Source organism: Shinella kummerowiae, assembly GCF_009827055.1.
Taxonomy (GTDB): domain Bacteria; phylum Pseudomonadota; class Alphaproteobacteria; order Rhizobiales; family Rhizobiaceae; genus Shinella; species Shinella kummerowiae.
In genome coordinates this window covers 417,957-442,205 of the sequence record NZ_WUMK01000005.1, presented here as the reverse complement: position 1 = coordinate 442,205, position 24,249 = coordinate 417,957, and the positions used below count along the sequence as shown (strand labels likewise).

General features: G+C 63.7%; 21 protein-coding genes. 6 read left to right on the top strand and 15 right to left on the bottom strand.

Going from position 1 to position 24,249, the window contains the following annotated elements; all coding sequences use genetic code 11:
* Position 1: 1 nt before the first annotated feature.
* The 3 genes from GR138_RS15685 to GR138_RS15675 are packed head-to-tail and all read right to left on the bottom strand — an operon-like array spanning position 2 to position 5,479.
* Positions 2-3,283 (bottom strand): error-prone DNA polymerase, encoded by a 3,282-nt coding sequence (locus GR138_RS15685; RefSeq protein WP_160860176.1) that lies wholly within the window; start codon positions 3,281-3,283, stop codon positions 2-4.
* Positions 3,280-4,803 carry a DUF6504 family protein gene (locus GR138_RS15680; protein WP_160860175.1) on the bottom strand — a complete coding sequence of 508 codons (1,524 nt, stop codon included), beginning with the start codon at positions 4,801-4,803 and terminating at the stop codon, positions 3,280-3,282. The genes GR138_RS15685 and GR138_RS15680 overlap by 4 nt, the downstream gene beginning before the upstream one ends.
* Positions 4,718-5,479, bottom strand: coding sequence for an ImuA family protein (locus tag GR138_RS15675; protein ID WP_160860174.1), 762 nt, complete (start codon positions 5,477-5,479; stop codon positions 4,718-4,720). Before GR138_RS15675 ends, GR138_RS15680 begins: the two co-directional genes overlap by 86 nt.
* Positions 5,480-5,653: 174 nt before the next feature.
* On the opposite strand from GR138_RS15675, the gene GR138_RS15670 reads away from it, so the two are divergent.
* Positions 5,654-5,959 carry a hypothetical protein gene (locus GR138_RS15670; RefSeq protein WP_160860173.1) on the top strand — a complete coding sequence of 102 codons (306 nt, stop codon included), beginning with the start codon at positions 5,654-5,656 and terminating at the stop codon, positions 5,957-5,959.
* 72 nt (positions 5,960-6,031) lie between these two features.
* On the opposite strand, the gene GR138_RS15665 is transcribed toward GR138_RS15670, so the two are convergent.
* The 4 genes from GR138_RS15665 to GR138_RS15650 form a co-directional block, all read right to left on the bottom strand.
* Positions 6,032-6,355, bottom strand: a complete 324-nt coding sequence (locus GR138_RS15665) for a hypothetical protein (RefSeq protein WP_160860172.1) — start codon at positions 6,353-6,355, stop codon at positions 6,032-6,034.
* 135 nt (positions 6,356-6,490) lie between these two features.
* Positions 6,491-7,510, bottom strand: a complete 1,020-nt coding sequence (locus GR138_RS15660) for a GlxA family transcriptional regulator (protein WP_246200484.1) — start codon at positions 7,508-7,510, stop codon at positions 6,491-6,493.
* A gap of 112 nt (positions 7,511-7,622) precedes the next feature.
* Entirely contained in the window at positions 7,623-8,525 is a 903-nt protein-coding gene (locus GR138_RS15655; RefSeq protein WP_160860171.1) for an SMP-30/gluconolactonase/LRE family protein, read from the bottom strand.
* Positions 8,526-8,589: 64 nt separating this feature from the next.
* Entirely contained in the window at positions 8,590-9,453 is an 864-nt protein-coding gene (locus GR138_RS15650) for a DMT family transporter (RefSeq protein ID WP_160860170.1), read from the bottom strand.
* Between the two features lie 114 nt (positions 9,454-9,567).
* On the opposite strand from GR138_RS15650, the gene GR138_RS15645 reads away from it, so the two are divergent.
* A complete protein-coding gene (locus tag GR138_RS15645) occupies positions 9,568-10,971 on the top strand; it encodes an aminotransferase-like domain-containing protein (protein WP_246200481.1) in 1,404 nt (467 codons plus the stop codon).
* Here the strand turns inward: GR138_RS15645 and GR138_RS15640 are convergent.
* The 6 genes from GR138_RS15640 to GR138_RS15615 all read right to left on the bottom strand — a co-directional run bounded on the left by GR138_RS15640 (position 10,968) and on the right by GR138_RS15615 (position 16,860).
* Positions 10,968-11,750, bottom strand: coding sequence for an ABC transporter permease (locus GR138_RS15640; protein ID WP_160860169.1), 783 nt, complete (start codon positions 11,748-11,750; stop codon positions 10,968-10,970). The two genes, GR138_RS15645 and GR138_RS15640, sit on opposite strands and share 4 nt — an antisense overlap.
* Positions 11,751-11,752: 2 nt before the next feature.
* Positions 11,753-12,931, bottom strand: coding sequence for an ABC transporter permease (locus GR138_RS15635; RefSeq protein WP_160860168.1), 1,179 nt, complete (start codon positions 12,929-12,931; stop codon positions 11,753-11,755).
* Positions 12,928-14,007 carry an ABC transporter ATP-binding protein gene (locus GR138_RS15630; RefSeq protein ID WP_160860167.1) on the bottom strand — a complete coding sequence of 360 codons (1,080 nt, stop codon included), beginning with the start codon at positions 14,005-14,007 and terminating at the stop codon, positions 12,928-12,930. Before GR138_RS15630 ends, GR138_RS15635 begins: the two co-directional genes overlap by 4 nt.
* Positions 14,008-14,107: 100 nt before the next feature.
* Positions 14,108-15,148 carry an ABC transporter substrate-binding protein gene (locus GR138_RS15625; protein WP_246200518.1) on the bottom strand — a complete coding sequence of 347 codons (1,041 nt, stop codon included), beginning with the start codon at positions 15,146-15,148 and terminating at the stop codon, positions 14,108-14,110.
* A 214-nt stretch (positions 15,149-15,362) separates the two neighbouring features.
* Positions 15,363-16,103, bottom strand: coding sequence for an SDR family NAD(P)-dependent oxidoreductase (locus GR138_RS15620; protein ID WP_160860165.1), 741 nt, complete (start codon positions 16,101-16,103; stop codon positions 15,363-15,365).
* 76 nt (positions 16,104-16,179) lie between these two features.
* The gene (locus GR138_RS15615; protein ID WP_160860164.1) at positions 16,180-16,860 is read right to left on the bottom strand and encodes a GntR family transcriptional regulator; all 681 of its coding nucleotides are present in this window, start codon (positions 16,858-16,860) and stop codon (positions 16,180-16,182) included.
* A 184-nt stretch (positions 16,861-17,044) separates the two neighbouring features.
* Here GR138_RS15615 and GR138_RS15610 point away from each other — a divergent pair, with 184 nt between their 5' ends.
* Both GR138_RS15610 and GR138_RS15605 read left to right on the top strand, forming a co-directional pair.
* Complete coding sequence (locus tag GR138_RS15610; protein WP_160860163.1) at positions 17,045-18,094, top strand: phosphotransferase; 1,050 nt, start codon at positions 17,045-17,047, stop codon at positions 18,092-18,094.
* A 2-nt stretch (positions 18,095-18,096) separates the two neighbouring features.
* Positions 18,097-19,413, top strand: coding sequence for an aspartate aminotransferase family protein (locus tag GR138_RS15605; protein WP_160860162.1), 1,317 nt, complete (start codon positions 18,097-18,099; stop codon positions 19,411-19,413).
* Positions 19,414-19,448: 35 nt separating this feature from the next.
* Here GR138_RS15605 and GR138_RS15600 read toward each other — a convergent pair whose 3' ends face one another.
* Positions 19,449-21,407, bottom strand: a complete 1,959-nt coding sequence (locus tag GR138_RS15600) for an oxidoreductase (RefSeq protein WP_160860161.1) — start codon at positions 21,405-21,407, stop codon at positions 19,449-19,451.
* 166 nt (positions 21,408-21,573) lie between these two features.
* Between GR138_RS15600 and GR138_RS15595 the strand changes: the two genes are divergently transcribed.
* Entirely contained in the window at positions 21,574-22,179 is a 606-nt protein-coding gene (locus GR138_RS15595) for a helix-turn-helix domain-containing protein (RefSeq protein ID WP_160860160.1), read from the top strand.
* 41 nt (positions 22,180-22,220) lie between these two features.
* Here the strand turns inward: GR138_RS15595 and GR138_RS15590 are convergent, their stop codons facing one another.
* Positions 22,221-22,685, bottom strand: coding sequence for an RrF2 family transcriptional regulator (locus GR138_RS15590; RefSeq protein WP_069062935.1), 465 nt, complete (start codon positions 22,683-22,685; stop codon positions 22,221-22,223).
* 516 nt (positions 22,686-23,201) lie between these two features.
* On the opposite strand from GR138_RS15590, the gene tauA reads away from it, so the two are divergent.
* On the top strand, positions 23,202-24,206 hold the full coding sequence (gene tauA / locus GR138_RS15585; protein WP_160860159.1) for a taurine ABC transporter substrate-binding protein: 1,005 nt from the start codon (positions 23,202-23,204) through the stop codon (positions 24,204-24,206).
* Positions 24,207-24,249: the final 43 nt, after the last annotated feature.

Here is a 24,249-nt window from a genome sequence, read left to right as displayed (position 1 = left end):
GCTAGTGGAAGTCGCGGGATTTGACGCGGATTTCGTCGATATGGCCGTAGCCATCAACGAGATTGCGCGCCTTGACGAGCTTTGGCGCGCCGCGTGGATCGTGCGGCGGGCTGCCGTGGTGGAATTCGTCGCCCCGCCCGTGCGGCAGGGGAAACGGTCCGTCGCGGCGCCCGACGCTCGAAAGCATGCCGGAAAGATCCGTCAGGTGCTGCGCGACGACATGCACCACCTCCCCTTCTCGCTGGACATAGCCTTTCACGCCGAGCATGGAGGCCCCCATCACCACCTTGCGATAAGCGGTAAAGACCTTTTTCCAGACGACGAGGTTGGCAATGCCGGTCTCGTCTTCGATCGTCACGAAGATGACGCCCTTGGCGGAACCCGGCCGCTGGCGCACGAGAACGACACCCGCCGTCTCGACCCGTTGCCGGTCGCGCAGGTTTGCGGCGATGTGGCAGGAGAGGATTTTTTGCCGCTGCAAATCCTCCCGCAGGAAGCTGACGGGGTGGGCGCGCAGCGTCAGCCCGACATGGCCATAATCCTCGACCACCTCGTTTCCCGCCGTCATGGGGCGAAGGGAAACAACGGGTTCATCGAGTTCCGCAATCACCGCTTCCTCGCGCTGTGCAGCAGCGGCAAAAAGCGGCAACGGCTCATCACGCAGCGCCCGGATCGCCCACAGCGCCTCGCGCCGGGCAAGGCCAAGCGATGGCAGGAATGCATCCGCCTCCGCAATTTCGACAAGTGCGGCGACCGGCAGGCCGGAACGGCGCCATAGATCATCCACGGAAACGAAGGGCTCGTCCGCCCGTTCTTGAATGAGCCTACCGCCTTCCTGATTGCTCAGCCCCTTGACCATCTTGAGGCCGAGACGAACAGCAAAGCGCTTTTTGTCCTTTGTCGGCTCCAGCGTACAATCCCACCGGCTTTCATTGATGCAGACAGGTCGCACCTCCACCCCATGCTGCTGCGCGTCCCGCACGATCTGGGCCGGTGCATAAAAACCCATGGGTTGGGAATTGAGAAGCGCGGCGCAGAAGACATCCGGATGATGACACTTCATCCAGGCGGAGGCATAGGCGATGATGGCAAAACTGTAGGCATGGCTTTCCGGGAAACCATAGGAACCGAAACCCTCGAGCTGACGGCACATGCGCTCGGCGAACTCCAAAGGATAGCCCTTCCCGGTCATGCCATCGATCAGTTCCTGCCGGAATTTATCGACGCCACCCGTATGCTTGAAGGTTGCCATGGCACGTCGTAACTGGTCGGCGCGGCCGGGCGAAAAGTCGGCCCCGACAATGGCCACCTGCATGGCCTGCTCCTGAAAAAGTGGCACGCCGAGGGTTTTTTGGAGGACCTTCCTTAACTTCGCATCATTGGGATAATCCGGTTTTTCCAGTCCCTGCCGCCGCCGCAAATAGGGATGCACCATATCCCCCTGGATCGGTCCGGGCCGTACGATCGCCACCTGAATGACGATGTCATAGAATTCTTTGGGTTTAAGCCGCGGCAGCATCGACATCTGCGCCCGGCTCTCGATCTGGAATGTGCCCAGCGTGTCCGCCTTCGAAATCATGGCATAGGTCGGCTCGTCATCCAGCTCGATGTTCCACAGCCCCTTCCGGATTCCCTTGAGATCTTCCAGATATTCGAAGGCCCTGCGCATGCAGGAGAGCATGCCGAGCGCCAGGACATCCACCTTCATGAAGTTGAGGGATTCGATGTCGTCCTTGTCCCATTCGATTACCTGCCGATCGTCCATTGCCGCCGGCTCGATAGGCACAAGATCGTCCAGCCGGTCACGCGTCAGCACGAAACCACCCGGATGTTGTGAGAGATGGCGCGGCACGCCCATGAGCTGACGGGAGAGTTCCATCAGCAATCGCACGCGCCTGTCATCCACATTGAGGCCAATGTCCTTGGCCTCCGACTTCGGTATGTCCTCGGACCAGCCCCAGACCTGGGACGATATCGCCTTCAACACATCCTCCGGCATGCCCAGCGCACGTCCGACATCGCGCATGGCACCACGGGAGCGATAGCGGATGACAGTCGCGCAAAGTGCGGCGCGACTTCGCCCATAGGTCTCATAAACCCACTGGATGATCTCCTCGCGCCGCTCGTGCTCGAAATCCACGTCGATGTCGGGCGGCTCGCCACGCTGTTCCGATACGAAGCGCTCAAAGAGCAGGCCGTTTCCCCTCGGGTCCACGGCGGTGATGCCGAGCATGTAGCAAACGGCGCTGTTGGCCGCGGACCCCCTGCCTTGGCAGAGAATTTTCATCGCTCTCGCCTGCCGCACAATGGCGTTCACAGTCAGGAAATACGGCGCATAGTGCATTCTTGCAATCAGGCCCAGTTCGTGAACGAGTTGCGCCTGCACGTCCTCCGGCAGGCCCTCAGGATAGCGGACCGCCGCCCCCTCCCACGTATATTTCTCCAGCGCTTCCTGGGGCGTGAGATGCGCATACTCCTTCTCGTCCGGATATTGGTATTGCAGCTCGTCCAGCGAGAATTTGCAGCGGTCGACGATCTCCAGCGTGCGGGCGAGCGCTTGCGGATAGTGCGGGAAGAGCCGATGCATTTCCTGCGGCGGCTTCAGGTAGCGGTCGGCGTGGCGTTCGCGCAGGAAGCCGGCATTGTCGATGACGACGTTATGGCGGATGCAGGTGACGATGTCCTGCAACATGCGGCGGCCGGGCTCATGGTAGAGCACGTCGTTGGTGACGATGGTGGGCACGCGGTGCTGGGTGGCGAGATTGGAGAGTTCGAAGAGCCGTAGCTGGTCATTCGGGCGACGGCGCAGCGTCAGCGCAAGGTAGCAGCGACCACGGAATGTCTCGCGTAAACGGCGTAGATGAAAGGCTACGGTCTCGTCTGCCGCGTCGGGCAGCAGCACGGCGAGCAGGCCCTCGTTCCATTCCACGACATCGGCCCAATCGAGATGGCACTTCCCCTTGCCGGCCTTCTTCTTGCCGATGGTGAGCAGGCGGCAGAGGCGCGCATAAGCCTCCCGGTCGGTCGGGTAGACGAGCAGTGACATGCCGTCGACAAGATCCAGCCGGCAGCCGATGACAAGGCGCACCATGTTGACATCAGGGGGCAATTCCTTCGCCGCCCTGTGTGCCTGTACCACGCCGGCAAGGCTGTTGCGGTCGACGATGGCGAGTGCCTCTATCCCGAGGGCGCTGGCCTGGGCAAACAGCTCCGCGCAACTGCTCGCGCCGCGCAGGAACGAGAAGTGGGACGCCACCTGAAGCTCGGCATAACGGGTGCTCATGCGAAAATCCCGTGCAGGAACCAGCGGCCCGCCCCGCTTGCCGCCTGTTGTTCATTTCCCGAACGGAAGAGCCAGAAGCGTTCGCCGGAAGCATCCTCGACCTGAAAATAGTCCCGCACGGCAGCAAGTTCGGCATCGCGCTTCCACCATTCGCCGAAGATGCGTTCGGGGCCGTCGGCGCGCTTTACCAACCGGCGTACGCCACGCCAGGTGAAGGCACCCGGCGGGTGGTCCGGCAGGAGCGCCATGACCTCGATCGGCTCGGGCCGGGCGAGCAGGCGCGCCGGGCGCGGCCAGCGACCCTGCCAGGTTGCACCATCATCCGGGGCAAGCGGGGCGACCCGATGGACGGACCGCTCGGGCACGTCGCTTTCGACGGGGGCCATGCGGTAAAGCCGCCGGGCGCCGATACGGTTGGCGATCACATCGACGAGACCGGCAATGTCCGCCTGCTCCTCCTCGATCAGCGAAGAGACTGCCTGTTGCAGGAGGAGCGGTTCGGCAAGTGTCGCCGTCAGGTCCATGATCTCGATGCCGAAACCCGGATCGATCGTCTCGATCCGGTCCGAGAGGAGCCGGGTGAGCCGTTTTTCATCCCGAACGGGCTGCGCCGTGCCAACGCGGATCGCCTGGAGCGAATTGTCGACGCGGTGGAAAAGAAGATCGAGCCTTCGGGCGCCAAGGCCGCGTTTTTCCAGCGCCAGGCAGAGGTCGTGGACGAGAGCGGTCGTATAGCGGGCGATGGTTTCGGGTGCACCGATCGGCTCGCCGAAGACCTTTCGCACGCTGGCGAGTTCGGGATCGCGGAGCGGATCGACGGGTTCGGAAAGGATGCCTTGCAATTGGTCAAGGCGGCGACCGAGAAGCGGGCCGAAGCGTAATACGAGCGGCGCGCGTGGTACGGCGAGCACGTCGCCGATCGTGGCAAACCCCAGCACATGCAGGCCGGTCACGATGTCCGGCGGGATCCTGAGCCCGAGGATCGGTAGCGGCGCCACCCTGTCGCTCGTCGTACCCGGGGCTATGATGCAGACGGGATCGGCGCAGAAACGGGCGGCGGCGTGAGCCGCGCCCCAGGTATCGGCAACCGCCGCGCGGGCGAAAATGCCGGAGGCGCCGAGCCGGTTGACGAGACCGGTCAGCATGCGTTCCTCGCCGCCGTGCAAATGGTCGGCCCCCGTTGTATCGATGACCAGGCCATCCGGCGGATCGGGTGCGACGATGGGCGCATAGTGTTGCAAGGCCCACAGTGCCAGGCGGTTGAGCGCTGCCGCATCCGCTACGGGATCGGCCGGCATGGTCAGCACGTCAGGCAAGAGCGCATGGGCCTTGGTGAGCGGCATGCCGACGCGCAGGCCCGCCTGCTCGGCAGGCCGGCTCACGGCGGTGACGATACGGCGCGAGCCCTCGCGGCCGACAAGCACGAGACGATCGTCAGGCGGAGGCGCCAACGCGCCCAAGCTGCGCCTCAGGCGGTCGATCGGCCAGCCGGGAAGAAAAAGCGATACGACCCTCGGCATCGGAGGCCTCCACGTCAAAATCTGCCGCGGCGCCAGCCCGGCAGCGCACAAGTTGCAAATGCCACTGCGCCCGGCCGACACCGGGCACAGGCAGGGCGGCGGACGGACGGACACAAACCCGCCAGCGCGTCACCGCGGCGGACGGTTGGGCAAAGGCATCCGCCTCCGCCCGGTGGCGCAAACGCCGTAGCGCAATGGCGAGCGTGCCGCCGGCCTCGGCCGCCAGTTGCAGGCGGCGCGAAGCGGTCATCGACAGCCGCGCCACCTCCGCCACCACCGCGCCGAGCCCACCATGGCGCAGCCCTTCCTCGAAACAGAGGAGCAGGCTCTTTTCGTCGCCCGCCTCCACATAGATCACCCGGCCCGGTGCAAGCCCCGCCTGTGCCAGTGCCGGCGCGAAGAGGTCGGACCGTGTCAGGCACCACAGCACCTGCCCCTTGGTGCGCGCTGCGATGCCGGCCGCAAAGAGCATGGCCGCTGCGCCCTCCACCGCATCGTTGCCGCCGCCGCACACCTCGTGCAGGCTGGCCAGCGCCAGCCCGCCGCCCGGCAACCGGTCGTCGATCTCCGGCACGCCGAAGGGCAACACCGCCCGGTCGCGCGCCGTACGGCCATCGAACTGCCGGATGCGGTCGCGCAGATCAGCGACAACGGCACGGGCGGCGAAGACGGACATCGGCGTGGCGGCTCCCGGACTGGAAAGAGTTATGTTCTCTATTTGTTCCATTTGCTGCACGAGAGTCAATCGCCAAACGGCCTTGCCGCGATCACAGTTTGAATCAGCTGTGGAACCAACTGGCATGACGGTAGTTCTTCCCTGGCCATTCCATCAAATCCAGGAGACATGTTCATGGCTGACGAAAAGAGCACCGGCAAACGTACGCTCGGCGTCGTTGAAGGTCGCGACAGCATTTCGGAAGACGCCCGCGCTGCGGCTGCGGAAGCAACGGTCAACGAGCAGATCGAAGCGCTTAAGACCGAAATCAGCCGACTGAAGGAATCCGCCGGCCTGATTGCCGAAGGCACCGGCCAGCTTGCGGTCGCCAAGGCGGAATCGCTGCGTGATGAAGTGCGCACCACCATCCAGGCCAATCCGCTGGCAGCCCTCGCCGGCGCCGCCTTCATCGGCTACCTGTTCGGTCTGCGCCACCGGTAACGAACAGGGGAAGCAACCGCTTCCTTCTTCTGTCCAACGAAAAGCCCGGCATTGCCGGGCTTTCTTGTCTGTTCAGAACCAGCGCTGGCGGCGTGGCGGTTCGCTTTCCAGGGAACCCAGCAGATAACCGATGACGACACCGGCAAGGCCCGCCGTCAGCACGACGGTCGAAAGGGCTGCAGGGTGCTCTCGCGCGGTCTGGGCAACGGCGGCCCCTTCGTTGCGGACATATTTCGTTGCCGAACGGACAGCGGGACGGGCGGCCTCGACGGCATTGCCGGCGCGATCGCGGATCGTCTCATAGGCTTCGGTACCCCGCTCGCCGAGATCCTTATGAAGCGCGGCGATTTCTGCGCGAAGAGCGGAAATCTGGGTTTGGACGTCATTGCTTGCCATTGCGGTCTCCTTGTCTGCAATGGAAACCGAACGGCTGGCGCGTGGCTTGGTTCCAAACGCCAGCGCAATTCCCGCAAAACTGCGCAGCGGTTCTGTGACCGGAAGTGCGCAGAATAGGAGATGGAGGATTGGCCGTCAGCTTGCCTGGCGACGACCATCGCGGCGGATCTGCGACGGCGTGTCGCCGAAGGCCGCTCGGAAACGACGCGTGAAATGCGACAGGCTTTCGAAGCCGGTTTCGAGGGCGATCTCGATCAACGGCTTATTGGTGCGCACCACCATGTTGAGGGCTGCCGCCATGCGGATCTTCATGTAGATCGCGCTTGGCGAGGCGCCCATGTCGCTCTCGAACAACCGCTCGAGCTGGCGGCGGGAGACGTTCGTCATGGTGGCGATGCTGTCGATCGACAGCAGGTCTTCCGTGTGCTGCTCCATCATCATGATGGCGAGGTGCACGCGGCGGTCGCGCGCCTCAAGGCCGAGCGGGTTGCGCGGCTGGAGATCGGTTGCGTCGCGCCGGTGGCGGATCTGCAGGATTTCCAGGGCGTTACGCTCCGCTGCCTCACCGACATGGTGGCGGACCAGCGTCGCCGCCAGATCGGCTACGCTGCTGCCACCGGCACAGGTCGCGACCTTGCCGTCGAAGCGGAAAATCTGTTCGGATGTCGCCTCGATATCGGGGAAGCGCCCGCGGAATTCACGATGATGTAGCCAGCTTACACAGGCCGTATGCCCCTTGAGCAGTCCGGCCTCGGCAAGAATGAAGCTGCCGGTGCACAGGCCGATCAGCCCGACGCCCGCCTTGGCCGCCTTGCGCAGATAGGCCTGCGCGTAGCTGTCGATTGGCTCATCGTCCTTCAGCAGCCCGCCGACGACGGCGATATAGTCGAAACACGAGGGGTCGGCGAAGGGTGCTGTCGGCGCGACCTGTATGCCGCTCGACGACGAGATGAAGTTGCGCGTGCTGCTCAGAACGTCCCAATCGCAATTGACACGACGGGAGCGGTCTTCGCTGTCGCTGGCGAGCCGTAGCGTGTCCACGAACAGGGCGAAGGCAGAGAGTGTAAAGCTCTTCGACAGGATGAAACCGACACGCAACGCCTTCGGCGCCGCCGTCGCGCTCATCTCCTTCCCCGTCCGAACACCCACCGCCATCCAGATCTCCCAGACCGTTCCGCCGGACATTTTTGTCTCGGACCAACACCGTTGACAGGAGTCCTATCAGATTTTACGGGCTCCCTCCATTCCCTGGCCGATGTTTGTCTCCTCATTCGCGCCGGCGAGCGCCACGCACAGCCAGTGACACGGCATAAAGCGACGTGGTGGCTGTGATGAAAAGGCGGTGGCCATTCCGTCCGCCGAAACAGACATTGGAAACGGTCTCCGGCACGAGGATTTTCCCAAGGCGGCGGCCGTCCGACGCGATGCAATGCACGCCATCGCCCGCCGAGGACCAGAGATTGCCGTTCTCATCGACCCGCATCCCATCCGCGCAGCCCGGCGCGATGGTGTGGAAGACGTCGCCACCGGTGAGATGCCAATCCGCGCCGACGTCGAAAGCACGGATATGACGCGGATCATCGCTGTGGATGCGCCCGGTATCGGCGACATAGAGCCGTCTTTCGTCCGGGCTGAAGGCAAGACCGTTCGGGCATTGGAAATCCGTGAGCACGGCGCGGACCGTGCCGGAAAGCGGTTCGACGCGGTAGACGTTGCACGGCAGCTCCTGCTTCGAGCGGGTGCCCTCATAGTCGGTAGCGATGCCGTAATGCGGATCGGTAAACCAGATCGCACCATCCGAGGCGACGATCACGTCGTTCGGCGAATTCAGCGGCTTGCCCTCGTATCGATCGGCGATCACGGTGATCGCGCCGTCATATTCGGTGCGGGTGACGCGGCGTGCGCCGTGTTCGCAGGTCACGAGCCTGCCTTCCCTGTCGCGGGTGTTGCCGTTGGAAAAGTTCGCGGGCGCGCGGAAAGTCGTCAGGCCCGAAACCGGGCTCCAGCGCAGCATGCGGTTGTTGGGAATGTCGGAGAACAGCAGACAGTCGTGGTCGCCGAACCAGACAGGCCCTTCGGCCCAGTCGAAACCGTCGGCGAGTTTTTTGAGGGGGGCATTTCCCAGGATGAAACGGGAAAATGTCTTCTCCTCGGCCTCGAAAAACGACATCAGCCCTGCTCCCTCCGCGTTAGACGGCGGCAGGATAACGATCCCGCCGCACCGGGCAAGGGTGTCAGCGCGCGAACTTCCGCGCGCCGGCAACGCAGAGCACGATGGCAAGCGTCGTGACGATCATCAGGGGGCTGACCTTTTCATGCAGCAGGCCGGCGGCGAGCAGCAGGCCGAAGAAAGGCTGAAGCAATTGCAACTGGCCCACGGCCGCGATGCCCCCGATTGCCAGTCCGCGATACCAGAAGACAAAACCGATCAGCATGCTGAAGACGGAGACATAGGCGAGCCCCATCCAGGCGCCGCCGCCGATGCCGGCCCAGCTCTCCGGCAAGGAAATGAGCGCGATGACCGCCATCAAGGGGAGCGCAAGGATGAGCGCCCAGGAGATGACCTGCCATCCGCCGAGCGTGCGCGAGAGTTTGGCACCCTCTGCGTAGCCGAGGCCGCAGGCGATGACCGCCGCGACCATCAGCAGGTCGCCGACGAGCGAGACCTCCGCGCCAGCGCTCAATGCAAAGCCCACCACCGTGGCACTGCCGATGACGGAAAACAGCCAGAACAGCGGTTTTGGGCGCTCCCCACCCCTGAGCACGCCGAAGACCGCCGTTGCAAGCGGCAGGAGGCCAATGAAGACGATGGAATGGGCGGATGTGATGTATTGCAGCGCAATCGCCGTCAGCAGCGGAAAACCGACGACCACGCCGAGCGCGACGATCAGCAGCGACAGGAGATCGTCGCGCGATGGTTTTGTCTGCCGCAGCGCAAAGAGCAGGGCCGCACCAAGCAACGCGGCGATGACGGCGCGCGCCGATGTCAGGAAAAGTGGTGAGAAGTCCGATACCGCGACGCGTGTCGCCGGTAGCGAACCACTGAAAATGATGACCCCGGCAAGCCCGCTGCCCCAACCGTCCATGGATGTTTTCATCGTACCTCGCATTCTACGGGACGATACAGGTCCGGGGGCTGGCAAAGACAGGAACAAAGCAATACAATTTTCAAGAAGTGTACCGGTTCATAGATCAATACAGTGGAAGCGAGCATGGCCGAACCCCTCTCCCGAAACCGGATTTCGGATGTCATGGCAGCGGTCCGCAAACGCATCGCCAGCCGTGCGCTCGCCCCCGGCGACCGTCTTCCCTCGATCCGCCGCTTTGCCACCACGGCGGGCGTCTCGCCGTCCACCGTGGTGGAGGCCTATGACCGGCTGGCGGCGGAGGGTTTGATCCGTGCGCAGCGGGGATCCGGTTTTTATGTCGCTGGCGCCGGCCTGCCGCCGCTAAAACTGGCCGAAGCGGAAACGCCGAAGGCGCGCGCGGTCGATCCGTTCTGGGTGTCGCGACAATCGCTGGACACCGATGCGGCCGTGCTCAAGCCGGGTTGCGGCTGGCTGCCGGCGGACTGGATGCCGGATGCAGCGTTGCGCCGGGCCATTCGCGGCCTGGCCCGCGGCGACAGCGACTTGCTCTCCTATTACGGCAGCACGCAGGGTTCACTTGCGTTGCGCCGTTTGCTGCTCGGTCGGCTGGCGGAGGAAGGCATCGAGGCCGGGCGGGATCATCTGATGCTGACCAGTACGGGCACGCAGGCGTTGGATCTGATCTGCCGCTTCCTGCTGCGCCCCGGTGACAAGGTGCTCATCGACGACCCCTGCTACTTCAATTTTCAGGCCCTTCTGAAAGCGCATCAGGTGGAGGTCTTTGGCGTGCCCTACACGCCATTTGGTCCGGATGTCGCAAGCTTTGAAGCCGTACTCGCCACCGAACGGCCGCGGCTCTACATCACCAATTCCGCGATCCATAATCCGACAGGCGCGACCCTTTCTCCGCAAACGGCGTACCGCGTGTTGAATGCGGCCGCCAACAGCGAGATGACCATCGTCGAGGACGATATCTTTGCCGACTTCGAGCCCGAGCCCTCGACGCGGCTGGCGGCACTCGATGGACTCGACCGCGTCATCCGCATCGGCAGTTTTTCCAAAACGCTCTCCGCCTCCGCGCGCTGCGGCTATATCGCCGCGCGGCCGGACTGGATCGAAGGGCTGGTGGATTTGCAGATCGCCACCAATTTCGGCGGCCCGAGCCCGATGTCCAGCGAGATCATCGCCCAGATGCTCGCCGGCGGCGGCTATCGCAAGCATATGGAAGAGCTGCGCCGAAAGCTCGTGCGCGCCCGGCGCGAAACGGCGGACCGGCTCGCCCGGCTCGGCGTAGAGCCATGGCTCACGCCGCGCGGCGGCTTCTATCTTTGGTGCCGGCTGCCGGAAGGGCTGGATTCCGGTGATGTCGCACAGGCCGCCGTGGCCGAGGGTATCGTGCTCGCGCCCGGCAACGTCTTCAGCGTGTCGCAGACGGCCGCCCGCTTCATGCGCTTCAACGTCGCGCATATGCTGGAGCCGCGTGTGTACCAGGTGCTTGGCGAGGCGCTGAAGCGCGCCGCCGCCTAGCGGCGCTTGGCCAGCATGGAACGCGAGATCACCACGACGAGGCCGATGATCACGGTCGCGACGATGAAGAGGAAGGCGGCAGCGGCGATGGCCGGGCTGATATTCTCGCGGATGCTGGAGAACATCTGCCGCGCCAGCGTACGCTGATTGGGGCCGGCGACGAAGAGAGTGAGCACCACCTCGTCCAGCGAGGTGGCGAAGGCGAGCACTGCGCCGGACAGCACGCCTGGCATGGCGAGCGGCAAAGTCACGCGCCGAAACACCGTCGTCGGCGAGGCGCCGAGGCTCTGCGCTGCCAGTTCCACCCGCTCATCGATGCCGGAAAGCGCCCCGGTGACACTGACGATCACGAAGGGCACGGCGACGACCGTGTGGGCGATGATGACGCCGAGATAGCTGTTCGTCAGGCCGAAGCCCGCCAGCAACACCTGCATGCCGACGCCGAGCACCACGGCGGGCACCACCATCGGCAGCAGGAAGAGCGTGCGGATCGAGCCACGGAAGAAGATGAGCCGGTTGCGCAGGCCAAGCGATGCGGCCGTGCCGAGAATGGTGGCAAGCAATGTCGTGCCCGCGCCGATGATCAGGCTGTTGACGATCGCGCGCCGCCAGGCATCGGCGAAGAACAGCTCTTCGAACCAGCGCAGCGACCAGGACGGGATCGGATAGGTGAGGATGACGCTCGAGGTAAAGGCGAGCGGCAGGATGGCAATCAGCGGGGCAACGAGGAAGAGAACCGTCAGCGTGGCGAAGGTGGCCTTGGCGATTTTCAGCGGCATGGTCAGCGCCTCCCCGATTCGTCGTTGGAGAGACGCGCATAGACGCTGTAGAGCACGAGCGTTGCGACAAGCAGCACCATGCCGAGCGCGCCGGCCATGCCCCAGTTCGCCGAACCCGTCGCGTAGAAGGCGATGATCGACGAGATCATCTGATCGCCCGGCCCGCCGATCAGCGCCGGCGTGATGTAGTAGCCGATGGCCGAGATGAAGACGAGCAGGCAGCCGGAGGCGACGCCGCGCAGGCTGAGCGGCAGGAGCACGCGCAGGAATGCCCGCAGCGGCGGCGCACCGAGCGAGGCGGCAGCCGGCATGAGGTTCTTCGGGATGGTGATCAGCACCGAATAGATCGGCAGCACCATGAAGGGCAGGAGCACATGCGTCATGGCGATGATGACGCCGGTGCGGTTGAAGATCAGCGCCAGTGGCGCATCGATCAGGCCGATGCCGCGCAGCAGATCATTGATGAGGCCCTGTTCCTGCAACAGGATGAACCAGGCGGCGGTGCGCACGAGAAGCGATGTCCACAGCGGCAGCAGCACCGCGCCAAGCATCAGGTCGCGCTTCCAGCCGTCAAGCGACGCGGCGATGATGGCATAGGGGAAGCCGATACAGGCGCAGAAGAAGGTGACGAGTGCGGCGATCCAGAAGGTGCGCACGAGGATCACGCGATTGACGGACTGGTCGGCGGGCAGGTGCTCGATGTTACCGGCGGCATTGCGGCCGAGATCGACGGCGGCGAGCAGGTTGCGGTCGGTATAGGGAGAAAGCGCATCGGCGATGGCAATCCAGAATTCCGGCTTTTCCCAGCGCTTGTCGATCGAGACGAGATCGGCGGGCGGATTGGCAGGATCCGCCAGCGCGCTCGTGGTCTTGCTCATTAGCGTGCGGAAGCCCGAGCGGGCGCTGTTCAGGCGGCGTACCATGTCGCCGAGCGCCTGGTCATCGTCGACGGCCTTGAGATCTTCCACCAGCGCGGCCTGCATGGGCATGGTCGGCGGCGATTTTCGGTCCCAGTCGCCGATCACCTCGGCGCTGCGCGGAAGCAGGCGCAGCACGGCTGGATCCGATATCGCCTGCGACATCATGCTGAACAGCGGCCAGACGAAAAAGCCGATCAGGAAGACAAGCAGCGGCGCCAGCAGAAGCAGCGACCGGCCGGTGCGCGACGAGCCCCCGCTCATGGCGCAATGACCCGGCAGTCGCCGGCCGCGAAGGCCGCATAGACCCTGGTGCCCGGCGCAAACTCGCGTGACCGGCGGCCAAGCTTGGCGATCAGCGGATGCGCCGCATTCTGCAACTGCACCCGAAGATGATCGCCCTGATAGACGCTGTCGGTCACCTCCGTTTCCAGGCAGTTGCGGGCATCGTTGCGGGTCTCGGTCAGATCGACCCGCTCGGGACGGATCGACAGATAGACGGTCTGGCCCGGCGCCACCGCGCCTGAAACGGCCGAAACGATCTGGGCGCCGGAGGTCAGCCGCACATTGGCTTCCGCCCCCTGCACCGCCTCGACGACGCCCTCGACCAGGTTGGTCTCGCCGATGAACTCGGCGACGAAGCGCGTGGCCGGCTCGTCATAGACCTGCCGCGGCGTGCCGATCTGCTCGATCTTGCCCTTGTTGAAGACCGCCACGCGGTCCGACATGGTGAGCGCTTCGGACTGGTCGTGGGTGACGAAGACGATGGTGAGGCCGAGGCGGCGATGCAGGTCGCGAATGTCGAGCTGCATCTGCTCGCGCAGCTGCTTGTCGAGCGCGCCGAGCGGTTCGTCCATCAGCACGACGCGCGGTTCGAAGACGAGGGCCCGGGCAAGCGCCACGCGCTGCTGCTGGCCGCCGGACAGTTGGGAGGGGCGTCGATCGACGAGCGCCGAAAGCTGTACCATGTCGAGGGCGCGCGTCACGCGCTGGTTGGTCTCCGCCTTGTTCAGTCCGCGCATCTGCAACGGGAAAGCGATGTTGTCGCCGACGGACATGTGGGGAAAGAGCGCATAACTCTGGAAGACCACGCCCATGTCCCGCTTGTGGGTCGGCACGGCGTTGATGGCTGTGCCATCGAGAAGAATATCACCGGAGGTCGGCTGCTCGAAGCCGGCGAGCATCATCAGCAGTGTCGTCTTGCCGGAGCCGGAAGGGCCGAGCAGGCTAACGAACTCTCCCTTCGCGATGCCGAGGTCAAGATTTTCGACCACGCAGAGCGGGCCGTAGAATTTGGTGATGCGGTCAAATCGAATGAATTCGGCCAAGGAAGACTCCATCGCTAAAGGCGAAGGATACATCAAGCGGGAAACCCCGCCAGGATGCATCCAGCCGGACAGGAAGGGCGCCCGTTTCGAGCGCCCTCCATCGCGGATGTGCTTACTGGGCCAGCCAGGCGTTGAAGCGCTGCGTCAGCGATTCCGCATTGTCGATCCAGAAATCGACATTCAGCGGGATCGAGTCCGTCATGTTGGCGGGATCGGTCGGCAAGTCCTTGGCGAATTCCGCCGGGACCTTGGACGCGGCTTCCTTGTTCGGCAGGCCGTAGGCGACGAATTCCGGCAGCTTTGCCTGATTGTCCGGCAGGCTCGCAAAGGCGATGAAGTCCTGCGCCGCGTCCTTGTTTTCTGCGTCCTTCAGCACGACCCAGCTGTCAACGGCGTAGATACTGCCGGGGAAGACGACCTTGAAGTTCTTGCCTTCCGTGCGGTTGATGCCAGTGATGCGGCCATTATAGGCAGACGTCATCGCGACTTCTCCGGAAGCGAGGAACTGCAGCGGCTGCGCGCCGGATTCCCACCAGACGATGTTCGACTTCAACTCGTCGAGCTTCTTGAAGGCGCGCTCGACGCCCTCGTCCGTGCCCAGCACGTCATAGAGTTCGTCCTTCGAAACGCCATCGGCGAGCAGCGCGAATTCCAGCGTGTATTTCGGCCCCTTGCGCAGCGAGCGTTTGCCCGGGAATTTCTCGACATTCCAGAAATCCGCCCAGGAGGTCGGGCCCTCCTTCAGCTTGGCACCGTCATAGGCAATCGCCGTGGACCAGACGATGGCGCCGACGCCGCAGTCATTGACCGCGCTGTCGAGGAACTTGTCCTTGCCACCCATCTTGTCCCAGTCGATCTTCTCATAGAGGCCGTCGGCACAGCCGAGCGCCAGTTCCTCGGCTTCCACCTGCACGGCGTCCCAGTTCGGCGCGCCGGCCTTGACCTTCGACTGGATCACGCCGATGCCGCCGTCCCAGGCTTCGTCCAGCACGGGCTTGCCAAGCTTTTCGGAGAATGGCTTGAAATAGATGTTGCGCTGCGCGTCCTGATAATTGCCGCCCCAGGAGACGACGGTGAGGTCGCGCGCCAGGGCCGGCAGGGCCAGGCTTGCGGACAGCACAACGGCCGCAGCCGTCAGGATTCCGGATTTCATGATGGTCTTCATGGCACTCCCCTTTTCTCATTGATGAAGGAACCGGCGGGCCGGCTCCGATGACGAACTCAGTGGCTGCGCCCGCCCTCGCCTTTGGCGTATCGACGGCATTGCAGCCTTTCCGGTCGCTGCGCCCTTTCCCCGGGGCGTGTCGGCCGATTGATGCATTCCGGTCCTTGCCGGTCAACGGGATTCGTCGCCGTTTTGACCGTTGTCAGACGTGCTGCCCTCCGTTGATGTGGATTTCCGCGCCGTTAATGTAGGACGAGGGTTCGGTGCAGAGGAAATAAATGGTTTCCGCGACTTCGCGCGGTTCGCCCAGTCTCCGCATCGGCACTTCCGCCGCCACCAGCTCGTCGGTTCCCGGCGAAAGGATCGACGTTTCGATCTCGCCCGGTGCGATGGCATTCGCCCTCACACCGCGCCGGCCGAACTCGTGCGCCATCTCCCGGGTCAGCGAGGCAAGCGCCGCCTTCGAGGCCGCATAGGCGACGCCTGCGAAGGGGTGCACACGCGAACCGGCAATCGAGGTGACGTTGACGATCGACCCCTTCGCGGCCTCCAACTCCGGCATCAGCGCGCGGGCGATCAGCGCGGTCGAGATGAGATTGACATTCAACACCTGCGTCCAGACATCCGCCTCCGTTTCCAGCACGCCGAGGCGCGAGCGGCCCGGCCCCTTCGGCGAGATACCGGCATTGTTGACCAGCGCATGCAGGCGGCCGTTCGGCAGCCGTTCGCGCACGGTCGCGGCGAGACGCTCGATCTGGTTCAGATCAGCAAGGTCCGCCTGGATATGGCTTTCGCGGGCGGACGGCCAGGCGCATTCCTCGGAAAATGCCTGACGGGACACGGTGAGAATGCGCCAGCCCTTCGACTGGAAGAGCTTGACCGTCGCATGGCCGATGCCGCGGCTCGCTCCCGTCAGCAACATGTAGCGGCGTTCTTCGGTCATGGACGCATTCTCCATTGATGCTTGATGCATCGTAATCGGCAGCTCGCGAAATGCAAGCCTCTTGTTTACAAGCAGATCACGCCCGGCGGGCAGGCCGTTCCTCGCCATGGACGATCCGCTCAAGGATCGGCTTGCCGCCGAGCAGGATGTCATCGACGATCGCCATCGAGGCGGCGGCAGGATCATGCCGCTTCAGCGCCTCGATGACCGGGTAATGATGATCGATCATCGCCCGCCCGCCTTCGATATAGGCATCCGAAATATGCGGCCCCATCTGCAACCAAAGCCGCCGCAGGATGTTGTTCAACACCGGAAGACCAGCAATCTGCGGCAGCATGAAATGAAAAGCCTGGTTGAGCTGTGTGCCCTTCAGGCGATCGCCAGCATCGATTGCCTGCTCGTTTTCCCGTAGAATAGCCTCAAGAGCACGGATATTGGCACTGGTCGCCACCTGTGCGGCTGTCTCCGCGGCCAAGCCCTCCAGCCGGATGCGGATGGCCCGGATTTCCCGATAGCGGCTTTCCGCCATGCCGGGAATGCGAATGTCGCGCGGCGAGCGGAAGGTGATCGCCTCGTCATTGGCAAGACGCAGGATGGCGTCGCGGATCGGCGTGACGCTGGTGCCGAACTGTTCGGCGAGATCGCGGATCTTCAGCCGGTCGCCGGGCTGGAACCGGCCCTGCATCAGGGCATCACAAAGCGCCGCGTAGACGACGCTATTCAGGTTCTCATGTTCCAGTGTCGTAAATTCAGCCATGGAACTCGTCCGAAAAATAAAATAATAAGATACTTGATGCATCTTTTTTGACGTGTTTCAAGTATGAGCCTCTGCCAGATGGTATCTTTCTCTACCGGACGACCCATAGTCCCGCCGTGAGTATCTTCAACAGCGGGACAAAACAGGCAAGACCCATGCGGACCGCCGCATCAACGGAGCAAACATGACGGAGCGATCGCCCGCCGCCAAGAAACCGGATTCCATGTCGGCGACATGGAGCGTGACGTCGCTCGACGACGCGAGACTGGCGGTCGAGGATGTGTACGGCCTTTCCGGCACCGTCAAACGGCTTTCGAGCGAGCGGGACGAAACTTTCCTCTTCACCCGCGCGGACGGCACGGATTTTGTCCTCAAGCTCGCCAATCCTGCCGAGGATCCTGCCGCGCTGGAATTCCAGGACGGCGCGCTGCTGCATCTTGAAGCCGCTGCCCCTACGGTGCCCGTGCCGCGGCTGGTGCGCACGAAGGACGGCGAACAGAGCCGCACGCTGGCCACCGCCGACGGCCCGCGCATCATGCGCCTCCTCACCTTCCTGCCGGGAGAACTGCAATATCGCACACCCACGACCGAAGCCCAGAGCCGCAACGTCGGCCGGGCGCTGGCGGAGCTCGGTCTTGGGCTTGAGGCCTATGACGGCCGCCCGCCTGCCGGAAAGCTGATGTGGGACATCTCCCATACGCTCGATCTGGCCGCCGTCGTCGATCATGTCGCGCCAGAGCGCCGGACGCAGGCAGCGGGCGTGATTGCGGAATTCGAGCACGCCCTGCCGGCGATCGCCGCGCTGAAGCGGCGGCAGATCATCCACAACGATTTCAATCCGCACAACATCCTGCTCGATCCCGCATCGCCCACCCACGTGGTCGGCATCATCGATTTCGGCGACATGGTGCATGCGCCGCTAATCAACGATCTCGCCGTCGGGCTGTCCTATCATCTCGCAACAGACAACTGGCAGGCGCGCACACGTGCCCTTCTCGAAGGCTTCCTGTCGGCACGCCCGCTTGAGCCCGCCGAGATCGCGCTTCTGCCGCTGCTTTGCCGTTGCCGGCTGGCGATGTCCATCATCATCGCCGAATGGCGCTCCGCGCGCTTCCCGGAGAACCGCGACTACATCATGCGCAACCACGCCACCGCCTGGCGGGGCCTGCAAAACATATCCGATCTGACACCCGCCGGGCTGAAACGGCTCGTGCCCAACCTTTCCGAGGCCTGACCATGTCAATGGTGAATGCATTTTCGCAGGACGATTTCGAGCGGCTGAACGAGACCGAACGGGCGCTGATTGCCCGACGGGAAAAGGTGCTCGGCCCTGCCTACCGCCTGTTCTACGAAAAGCCGCTGCATCTGGTGCGCGGCGAAGGCGTCTTCCTCTACGACGCCTCGGGCGAAAAATATCTCGACGCCTATAACAACGTCGCCTCGCTCGGCCATTGCCATCCCCGCGTGGTGGAGGCGATCACCAAGCAGACGGCGGTGCTCAACACCCATACGCGCTACCTGCACGAAGGCATCATCGACTATGCCGAGGCGCTGACGGCAAGCTTTCCCGAAGCGCTCAGCCAGGCCATGTTCACCTGCACGGGCAGCGAGGCAAATGACCTCGCCGTGCGCATCGCCCGTTATGTCACGGGCGGAACGGGGATCATCGCGACGGAACTCGCCTATCATGGCCTGACGAGCGCGGTCGCCGAATTCTCGCCGTCGCTTGGTGAATCGGTGACGCTCGGGCCGCATGTGCGCACCGTACCCGCGCCGGACAGCTATCGCCATTCGCCGGAAGAGATGATGGAGAAATTCGGCCGCGACGTGCGCGCCGCCATCGCTGATCTCCAACGCCACGGCATCAAGCCGGCCATGCTGATTACCGACACGATCTTTTCCAGCGACGGCATTTTCGCCGGACCGAAGGGCTTTTTGAAGTCGGCGGTCGATGCGATCCATGCGGCGGGCGGCCTCTTCGTTGCCGACGAGGTACAACCGGGTTTCGGCCGCACCGGCGAAGCCATGTGGGGTTTCGAGCGCCACGGCGTTTCACCCGACATGGTGACAATCGGCAAGCCGATGGGCAACGGTTACCCGATGGCGGGTATCGTGCTGCGGCCGGACGTGATTGCCGAATTCGGCCCGCGCGCACGCTATTTCAATACGTTCGGCGGCAATCCCATCGCTGCCGCAGCCGGCAAGGCCGTGCTCGACACGATCCGGGCGGAGGGCTTGCAGCAGAATGCGCTGGAGGTCGGGCGTCACCTGATGGACGGCCTGAACAGCCTTGCCGACCGCTATCACGCCATCGGCGACGTGCGCGGCTCCGGCCTGTTCATTGGCGTCGAAATCGTCGCCGACCCGGCGGCCAAGAGCCCCGACGCCGCGCTCACCACCCGCATCGTCAATGGCCTGCGCGAACGGCGCATCCTCATCAGTGCCTCCGGCCCGCGGGCCAACGTCCTCAAGATCCGCCCGCCGCTCGTCTTCTCCCGCGAGAATGCCGACATGCTGGTGGATGCGCTGGGCGATGTGTTGAAGACGCTTTGACGATTAAAGGGCGCACGCCAAGCGCCTCGCGATCTCTATAGGAAGGCACCGACCTTTAGTCCCTCGTAAACCGCCTCTTCGGCGGTGCGGGGGGCGAGGCTGTCGCCGATGATGTGGACTTCCGGCACCAGGCTCCGCAGCATCTCCCCGAGTTCGTCCACCGGCTCATGGCCAAGACAGAGCACCAGCGTCTCCACGTCCTCGAACAGGATCGGCAACTCGCTCACCGTGTGCTGCATGTAGACAGTCCCTCCATCACAGCCGTAGAGGCGGGCATAGGGCGTGGTGCGCACGCCGATGCGGTGCAGTTCGGCGACGATGTTGTCGCGCACATAGAGCGGCAGGAGTTCGGCCGCATGGGTGCCGTTGACGGCGAGCTCGACGCTGCACCCCTCGCCCGTCAGCAGTTCGGCAATGCCCGGGCCGATCCAGTCGCAGCGCCAGTCCGCGACGACGACGCGGCTGCCGGTTTTCACCTCACGGCGCAACACCTGCCATGCATCGACGATCTGGATACTGCCATCCTGCTCGATGTCGGGCCGATAGGGTTTCGCGCCGGTGGCAAGGATCACGGCATCCGGTTTTTCCGTCTCCACCAGCGCGCGGTCGACCCGCGTGCCGCGGACGACGCGGACATTGGCCCGCTCCACCTCGCGGGCAAGGTTGGTGACGATGCCGCCGAATTCGGCGCGTCTGGGAAGCTGCTGGGCAAGCAGCGCCTGGCCGCCGAGTTGTGGCGCGGCTTCATAAAGCGTCACGCGATGCCCGCGACTGCCGGCAACCGCCGCGGCCTTGAGGCCTGCCGGCCCGCCGCCGATCACCATGACGGATTTCGGCCGCGCGGCCGGCGCGAGTGTACCGAATTTCAGCTCGCGCCCGGTTTCGGGGTGCTGGATGCAGGAAATCGGCACGCCGCGATGAAAGTGGCCGATACAAGCCTGGTTGCAGGCGATGCAGGCGCGGATATTGTCGGTCTGTCCCGCCTCGGCTTTGCCCGGCATGGCCGGATCGCAGATCATCGCCCGCGTCATGCCGCAGACATCGGCGGAGCCACTCGCAACAACCGCCTCAGCCTCCTGCGGCTGGTTGATACGGCCGGTGACGAAGACGGGAATGGCAAGCGCCTGGCGAAACCGCGCGGCATCGCCGGCGAGATAGGCATTGCGATAGGCCATGGGCGGCACGATGTGTACGGCGCCGCCGAGCGAGGCGGAGGTTCCGGCCGTCAGGCTCACATAGTCCAGCAGGGGCTCGAGCCGGCGACAGATGTCGAGCGCCTCGTCGCCCGTCAGCCCCTGTTCGTCACGCTCGCTGGTGCTGATGCGCATGCCGATGACGAAATCCTCCGACGTCTCGGCACGCATGGCCTTGAGTGCGTCCACGGCAAAACGCAGCCGGTTTTCCAGCGCGCCGCCATAGGCGTCACTGCGCCGGTTGACCCGGGGATTGAAGAACTGGGCAGGCAGGTAGCCATGGCTTGCGACGAATTCGACGCCGTCGATACCGGCCGCATGCATGCGGCGCGCCGCGGCGGCATAACCGGCGACGATCTCGTCGATCATGCTTTGATCGAGCTGGCGCGGCATCACGCGAAAACGCTCGTTCGGCGAGACGGACGGCGCGTAGGCAACGGTCAAAAGCCCGTCACCGCCCTCCATGATCTCGCGCCCGGGATGGAAAAGCTGCGAGAACAGCGCACATCCCTCGGCGTGACAGATCTCCGCAAGCCGTCGATAGCCCTCGATACAGTCGTCGCTGACCGCCATGAGCATGTGCGAGGTATAGCGTGCCGTCTCATGCACGCCAGCCACCTGGCTGACGATCAGCCCCGCCCCGCCCTGCGCCCGCGCGGCGTGATAGGCAATCAGTGCATCGTTGATCAGTCCGTCGGTCGGCAGTGTCGTATCGTGGCCGGACGACATGATGCGATTCTTCAGGCGCACGCTGCGGATCTGCAGCGGCTGAAACAGATGGGGGAATGCGTCTGCCGTCATGAAACCCGGCCTCCTCCTGCCGTGACTGCGAAAGCTTTTCCATGCATATTTTATCCTCAGTAAAAAATACATACATGATTTTTACTTTGGGCAAAATTTGTTGTCATTCACGCAGAGGTGTGCATGCACTGTCCTCCATGTTTGCGCAGCGAAGGAAAAGGCAGCAATGGCCTCTGACGACCATGCCGGCATCAACCCGTCGGCCGATCCGGCCGATGGCGATGCGGTTCTCGGCGAACGTATTCGCGACCTGCGCAAGCGGCGCAAGATGACGCTGGCGCAACTGGCCGACAGCGCCGGGCTTTCGACCGGCTATATCAGCCAGATCGAGCGCAACCTCGCCTATCCGTCGATCCCCGCGCTGGTGGGGATTGCCCGCAGTCTCGGCGTGACCGTTCAATGGTTCTTCGCCGGCGCCTCACGCGTGCCGCAGGACGAGCATGGCTATGTGGTCCGGCGCGGCAACCGGCTGAAGATCCAGTATGAGCAGGGCATCGTCGACGAGTTGCTGACGCCGAAAATGAGCCTGCAGGTTGAGCTGATCTACACCAACCTGCCGCCCGGCAGCGAGAGCGCGGAAAGCTACAGCCATACCGGCGACGGCGTCGGCTTCGTGCTGTCCGGGGAATTGGAAATCTGGGTCGGGGAGCGGCGCTTCCATCTCCACGAGGGAGATAGTTGCTCCTATTCGGCCGGCGAGCCGCACCGCTACCGAAACCCCGGACAACGGGACGCCGTGGTGCTGTGGGCGATCAGCCCGCCGAATTTTTAGAGCAGTACTGAAAGGCGGCCGTGCAAAGGCCGCCCAGGGGGTCAGCCGACGCGCTTTTCCAGTTCTTCCTCGTCGATGATGGCAGCAGCACCTGGAACAGCTACGAACTGTTCCAGCGTCATCGTGTCGAGGATGGAGGCAATGGCGTCGCGCACATCCGTCATTGCGCGACGGACCTGACAGGTTTCCGGATCGGCGCAGTCTTCGCAGGCTTCAAAAGCCGTGCGGCTGGCGCAGCGAATGGGTGCGAGCGGTCCGTCGAGCACGCGGATGGCATGGCCGATGCGGATTTCGGAAGCCGGATGGGACAGCGAGTAACCGCCGCCCGGACCCTTCTTCGACCGCAGCATGCCGGCATTGCGCAGTTCGAGCAGGATCGTATCGAGGAACTTCTTCGGAATATTGTTGCGCAGCGCAATTTCGGCCACGAACGCCGTTTCGCCAGGCCCCAGGCGCGCCAGGTCCACCAGCGCCTTCAGTCCGTATTTTCCTTTTTTCGTCAGCATGTCGGTCTGCTTTCCATCAGCACTGGGGCATCGTCCGGATACGCCCGGGAGCGCGGACGCGTGCATCCCGCGTCCCAGGGGGTCTATCCGCCGTCTTTCCGGCCGTCGTCTTCGGGAAGATCGATCGGCTCACCCATGCCGGGTGATTCTGGCTCATTCTTGGCACCGAAGTGCAAAAAACATATAAAAACGGTATAATTTATTTGCGTGGGTTGCCGCAAGGAAATTGGCGTCTTTTGTCAAGCTCTTATGTAGGTTTCAGCGCGACGTGCCCAATCTGCATCGGTTTTGCCGGCAAATTGTTCTTTTCGCCCTTTTCAGCGCCTCCATCGCACCTCCGGCATCGCAGGATATAGACGCCAGCCGTTTTCGGCGATTGCTTTCGCAAAACGCAAAAGCAATCGCCGAAGCGCCGTCAAATTGAGGCAAAAATTTCTCTACTAAATTTATTGATTATATAATTTTTAGAAACCGGCCCGCACCAACCTCGGGCAACGGCAACTTGAGGAGAGGACCATGACCATTACCCGCAGAACCCTGCTTGCCGCGACCGCCGCCCTTGCCATGGCCGCGTCGTTCGGCACCGCCTTTGCCGAAGAGGTGACGCTCAACATCGGCTACCAGCCGATTGTCGAGCCCTCGCGCGTACCGCAGGCCGACGGCACTTACGAGAAGGTGACCGGCGCCAAGATCAACTGGCAGAAATTCGACGGCGGCGCCGACGTGATTGCGGCGATCGCCTCCGGCTCGCTCGATATCGGCTATGTCGGCTCCTCCCCGCTGGCGGCCGCGTCAAGCCGCGAACTGCCGATCGAGACGATCTTCGTCGTTGGCCTGATCAGCGAGGCGGAAGCGCTGGCGGTCAAGTCTATCGACAAGCCGGAAGACCTGGCCGGCAAGAAGATCGCGACACCCTTCGTTTCCACAGCCCATTACAGCCTGCTGACCGCGTTGAAGCACTGGAAGGTCGATCCCAAGTCCGTCGAGATCCTCAACCTGAGACCGCCGGAAATCGCGGCGGCCTGGGAGCGCGGCGATATCGATGGCGCCTATGTCTGGGATCCGGTTCTGGCGCAGCTGAAAAAGAGCGGTAAGGTTCTGGCCACCTCTGCGGACGTCGCGGACTGGGGCGGCCCGACCTTCGACGCTTGGATCGTCAGTAAGAAGTTCGCCGAAGAGCATCCGGACGTCGTCACCGCCTTCGTGAAGGTGACCGGCGATGCGACCGCCGCCTACCGCGCCAACCCCGATGCCTGGAACGCGACCTCGCCGGAAGCTGAAAAGATCGCCCGCCTGACGGGCGCCAAGCAGGACGAGGTCCCGGCCCTTCTCAAGGGCTACATCTTCCCGACGCTCGAAGAGCAGGCCGGCGAGGCATTGCTTGGCGGCGGTACGGTGAAGGCGGTTGCCGATACCTCGGCCTTCCTTTTGGAACAGGGCAAGATCCCGGCGGCACTCTCCGACTACAAGCCCTACGTCTCGACCCGCTGGGTAAGCGACGCAACGAAGCTCGCCTACTGATCCAGCAAAAATCCTGCGGCGGAGATGGCCCGGTCGCGCGAAA

Coding starts and splice junctions, on each gene's coding strand:
- tauA (WP_160860159.1), top strand. CDS start 23,202: ATGACCATTACCCGCAGAACCCTGCTTGCCGCGACCGCCGCCCTTGCC.
- GR138_RS15680 (WP_160860175.1), bottom strand. CDS start 4,803: ATGCCGAGGGTCGTATCGCTTTTTCTTCCCGGCTGGCCGATCGACCGC.
- GR138_RS15605 (WP_160860162.1), top strand. CDS start 18,097: ATGTCAATGGTGAATGCATTTTCGCAGGACGATTTCGAGCGGCTGAAC.
- GR138_RS15600 (WP_160860161.1), bottom strand. CDS start 21,407: ATGACGGCAGACGCATTCCCCCATCTGTTTCAGCCGCTGCAGATCCGC.
- GR138_RS15590 (WP_069062935.1), bottom strand. CDS start 22,685: ATGCTGACGAAAAAAGGAAAATACGGACTGAAGGCGCTGGTGGACCTG.
- GR138_RS15630 (WP_160860167.1), bottom strand. CDS start 14,007: ATGGAGTCTTCCTTGGCCGAATTCATTCGATTTGACCGCATCACCAAA.
- GR138_RS15595 (WP_160860160.1), top strand. CDS start 21,574: ATGGCCTCTGACGACCATGCCGGCATCAACCCGTCGGCCGATCCGGCC.
- GR138_RS15610 (WP_160860163.1), top strand. CDS start 17,045: ATGACGGAGCGATCGCCCGCCGCCAAGAAACCGGATTCCATGTCGGCG.
- GR138_RS15615 (WP_160860164.1), bottom strand. CDS start 16,860: ATGGCTGAATTTACGACACTGGAACATGAGAACCTGAATAGCGTCGTC.
- GR138_RS15675 (WP_160860174.1), bottom strand. CDS start 5,479: ATGTCCGTCTTCGCCGCCCGTGCCGTTGTCGCTGATCTGCGCGACCGC.
- GR138_RS15655 (WP_160860171.1), bottom strand. CDS start 8,525: ATGTCGTTTTTCGAGGCCGAGGAGAAGACATTTTCCCGTTTCATCCTG.
- GR138_RS15685 (WP_160860176.1), bottom strand. CDS start 3,283: ATGAGCACCCGTTATGCCGAGCTTCAGGTGGCGTCCCACTTCTCGTTC.
- GR138_RS15665 (WP_160860172.1), bottom strand. CDS start 6,355: ATGGCAAGCAATGACGTCCAAACCCAGATTTCCGCTCTTCGCGCAGAA.
- GR138_RS15640 (WP_160860169.1), bottom strand. CDS start 11,750: ATGCCGCTGAAAATCGCCAAGGCCACCTTCGCCACGCTGACGGTTCTC.
- GR138_RS15670 (WP_160860173.1), top strand. CDS start 5,654: ATGGCTGACGAAAAGAGCACCGGCAAACGTACGCTCGGCGTCGTTGAA.
- GR138_RS15660 (WP_246200484.1), bottom strand. CDS start 7,510: ATGGCGGTGGGTGTTCGGACGGGGAAGGAGATGAGCGCGACGGCGGCG.
- GR138_RS15625 (WP_246200518.1), bottom strand. CDS start 15,148: ATGAAATCCGGAATCCTGACGGCTGCGGCCGTTGTGCTGTCCGCAAGC.
- GR138_RS15650 (WP_160860170.1), bottom strand. CDS start 9,453: ATGAAAACATCCATGGACGGTTGGGGCAGCGGGCTTGCCGGGGTCATC.
- GR138_RS15645 (WP_246200481.1), top strand. CDS start 9,568: ATGGCCGAACCCCTCTCCCGAAACCGGATTTCGGATGTCATGGCAGCG.
- GR138_RS15635 (WP_160860168.1), bottom strand. CDS start 12,931: ATGAGCGGGGGCTCGTCGCGCACCGGCCGGTCGCTGCTTCTGCTGGCG.
- GR138_RS15620 (WP_160860165.1), bottom strand. CDS start 16,103: ATGACCGAAGAACGCCGCTACATGTTGCTGACGGGAGCGAGCCGCGGC.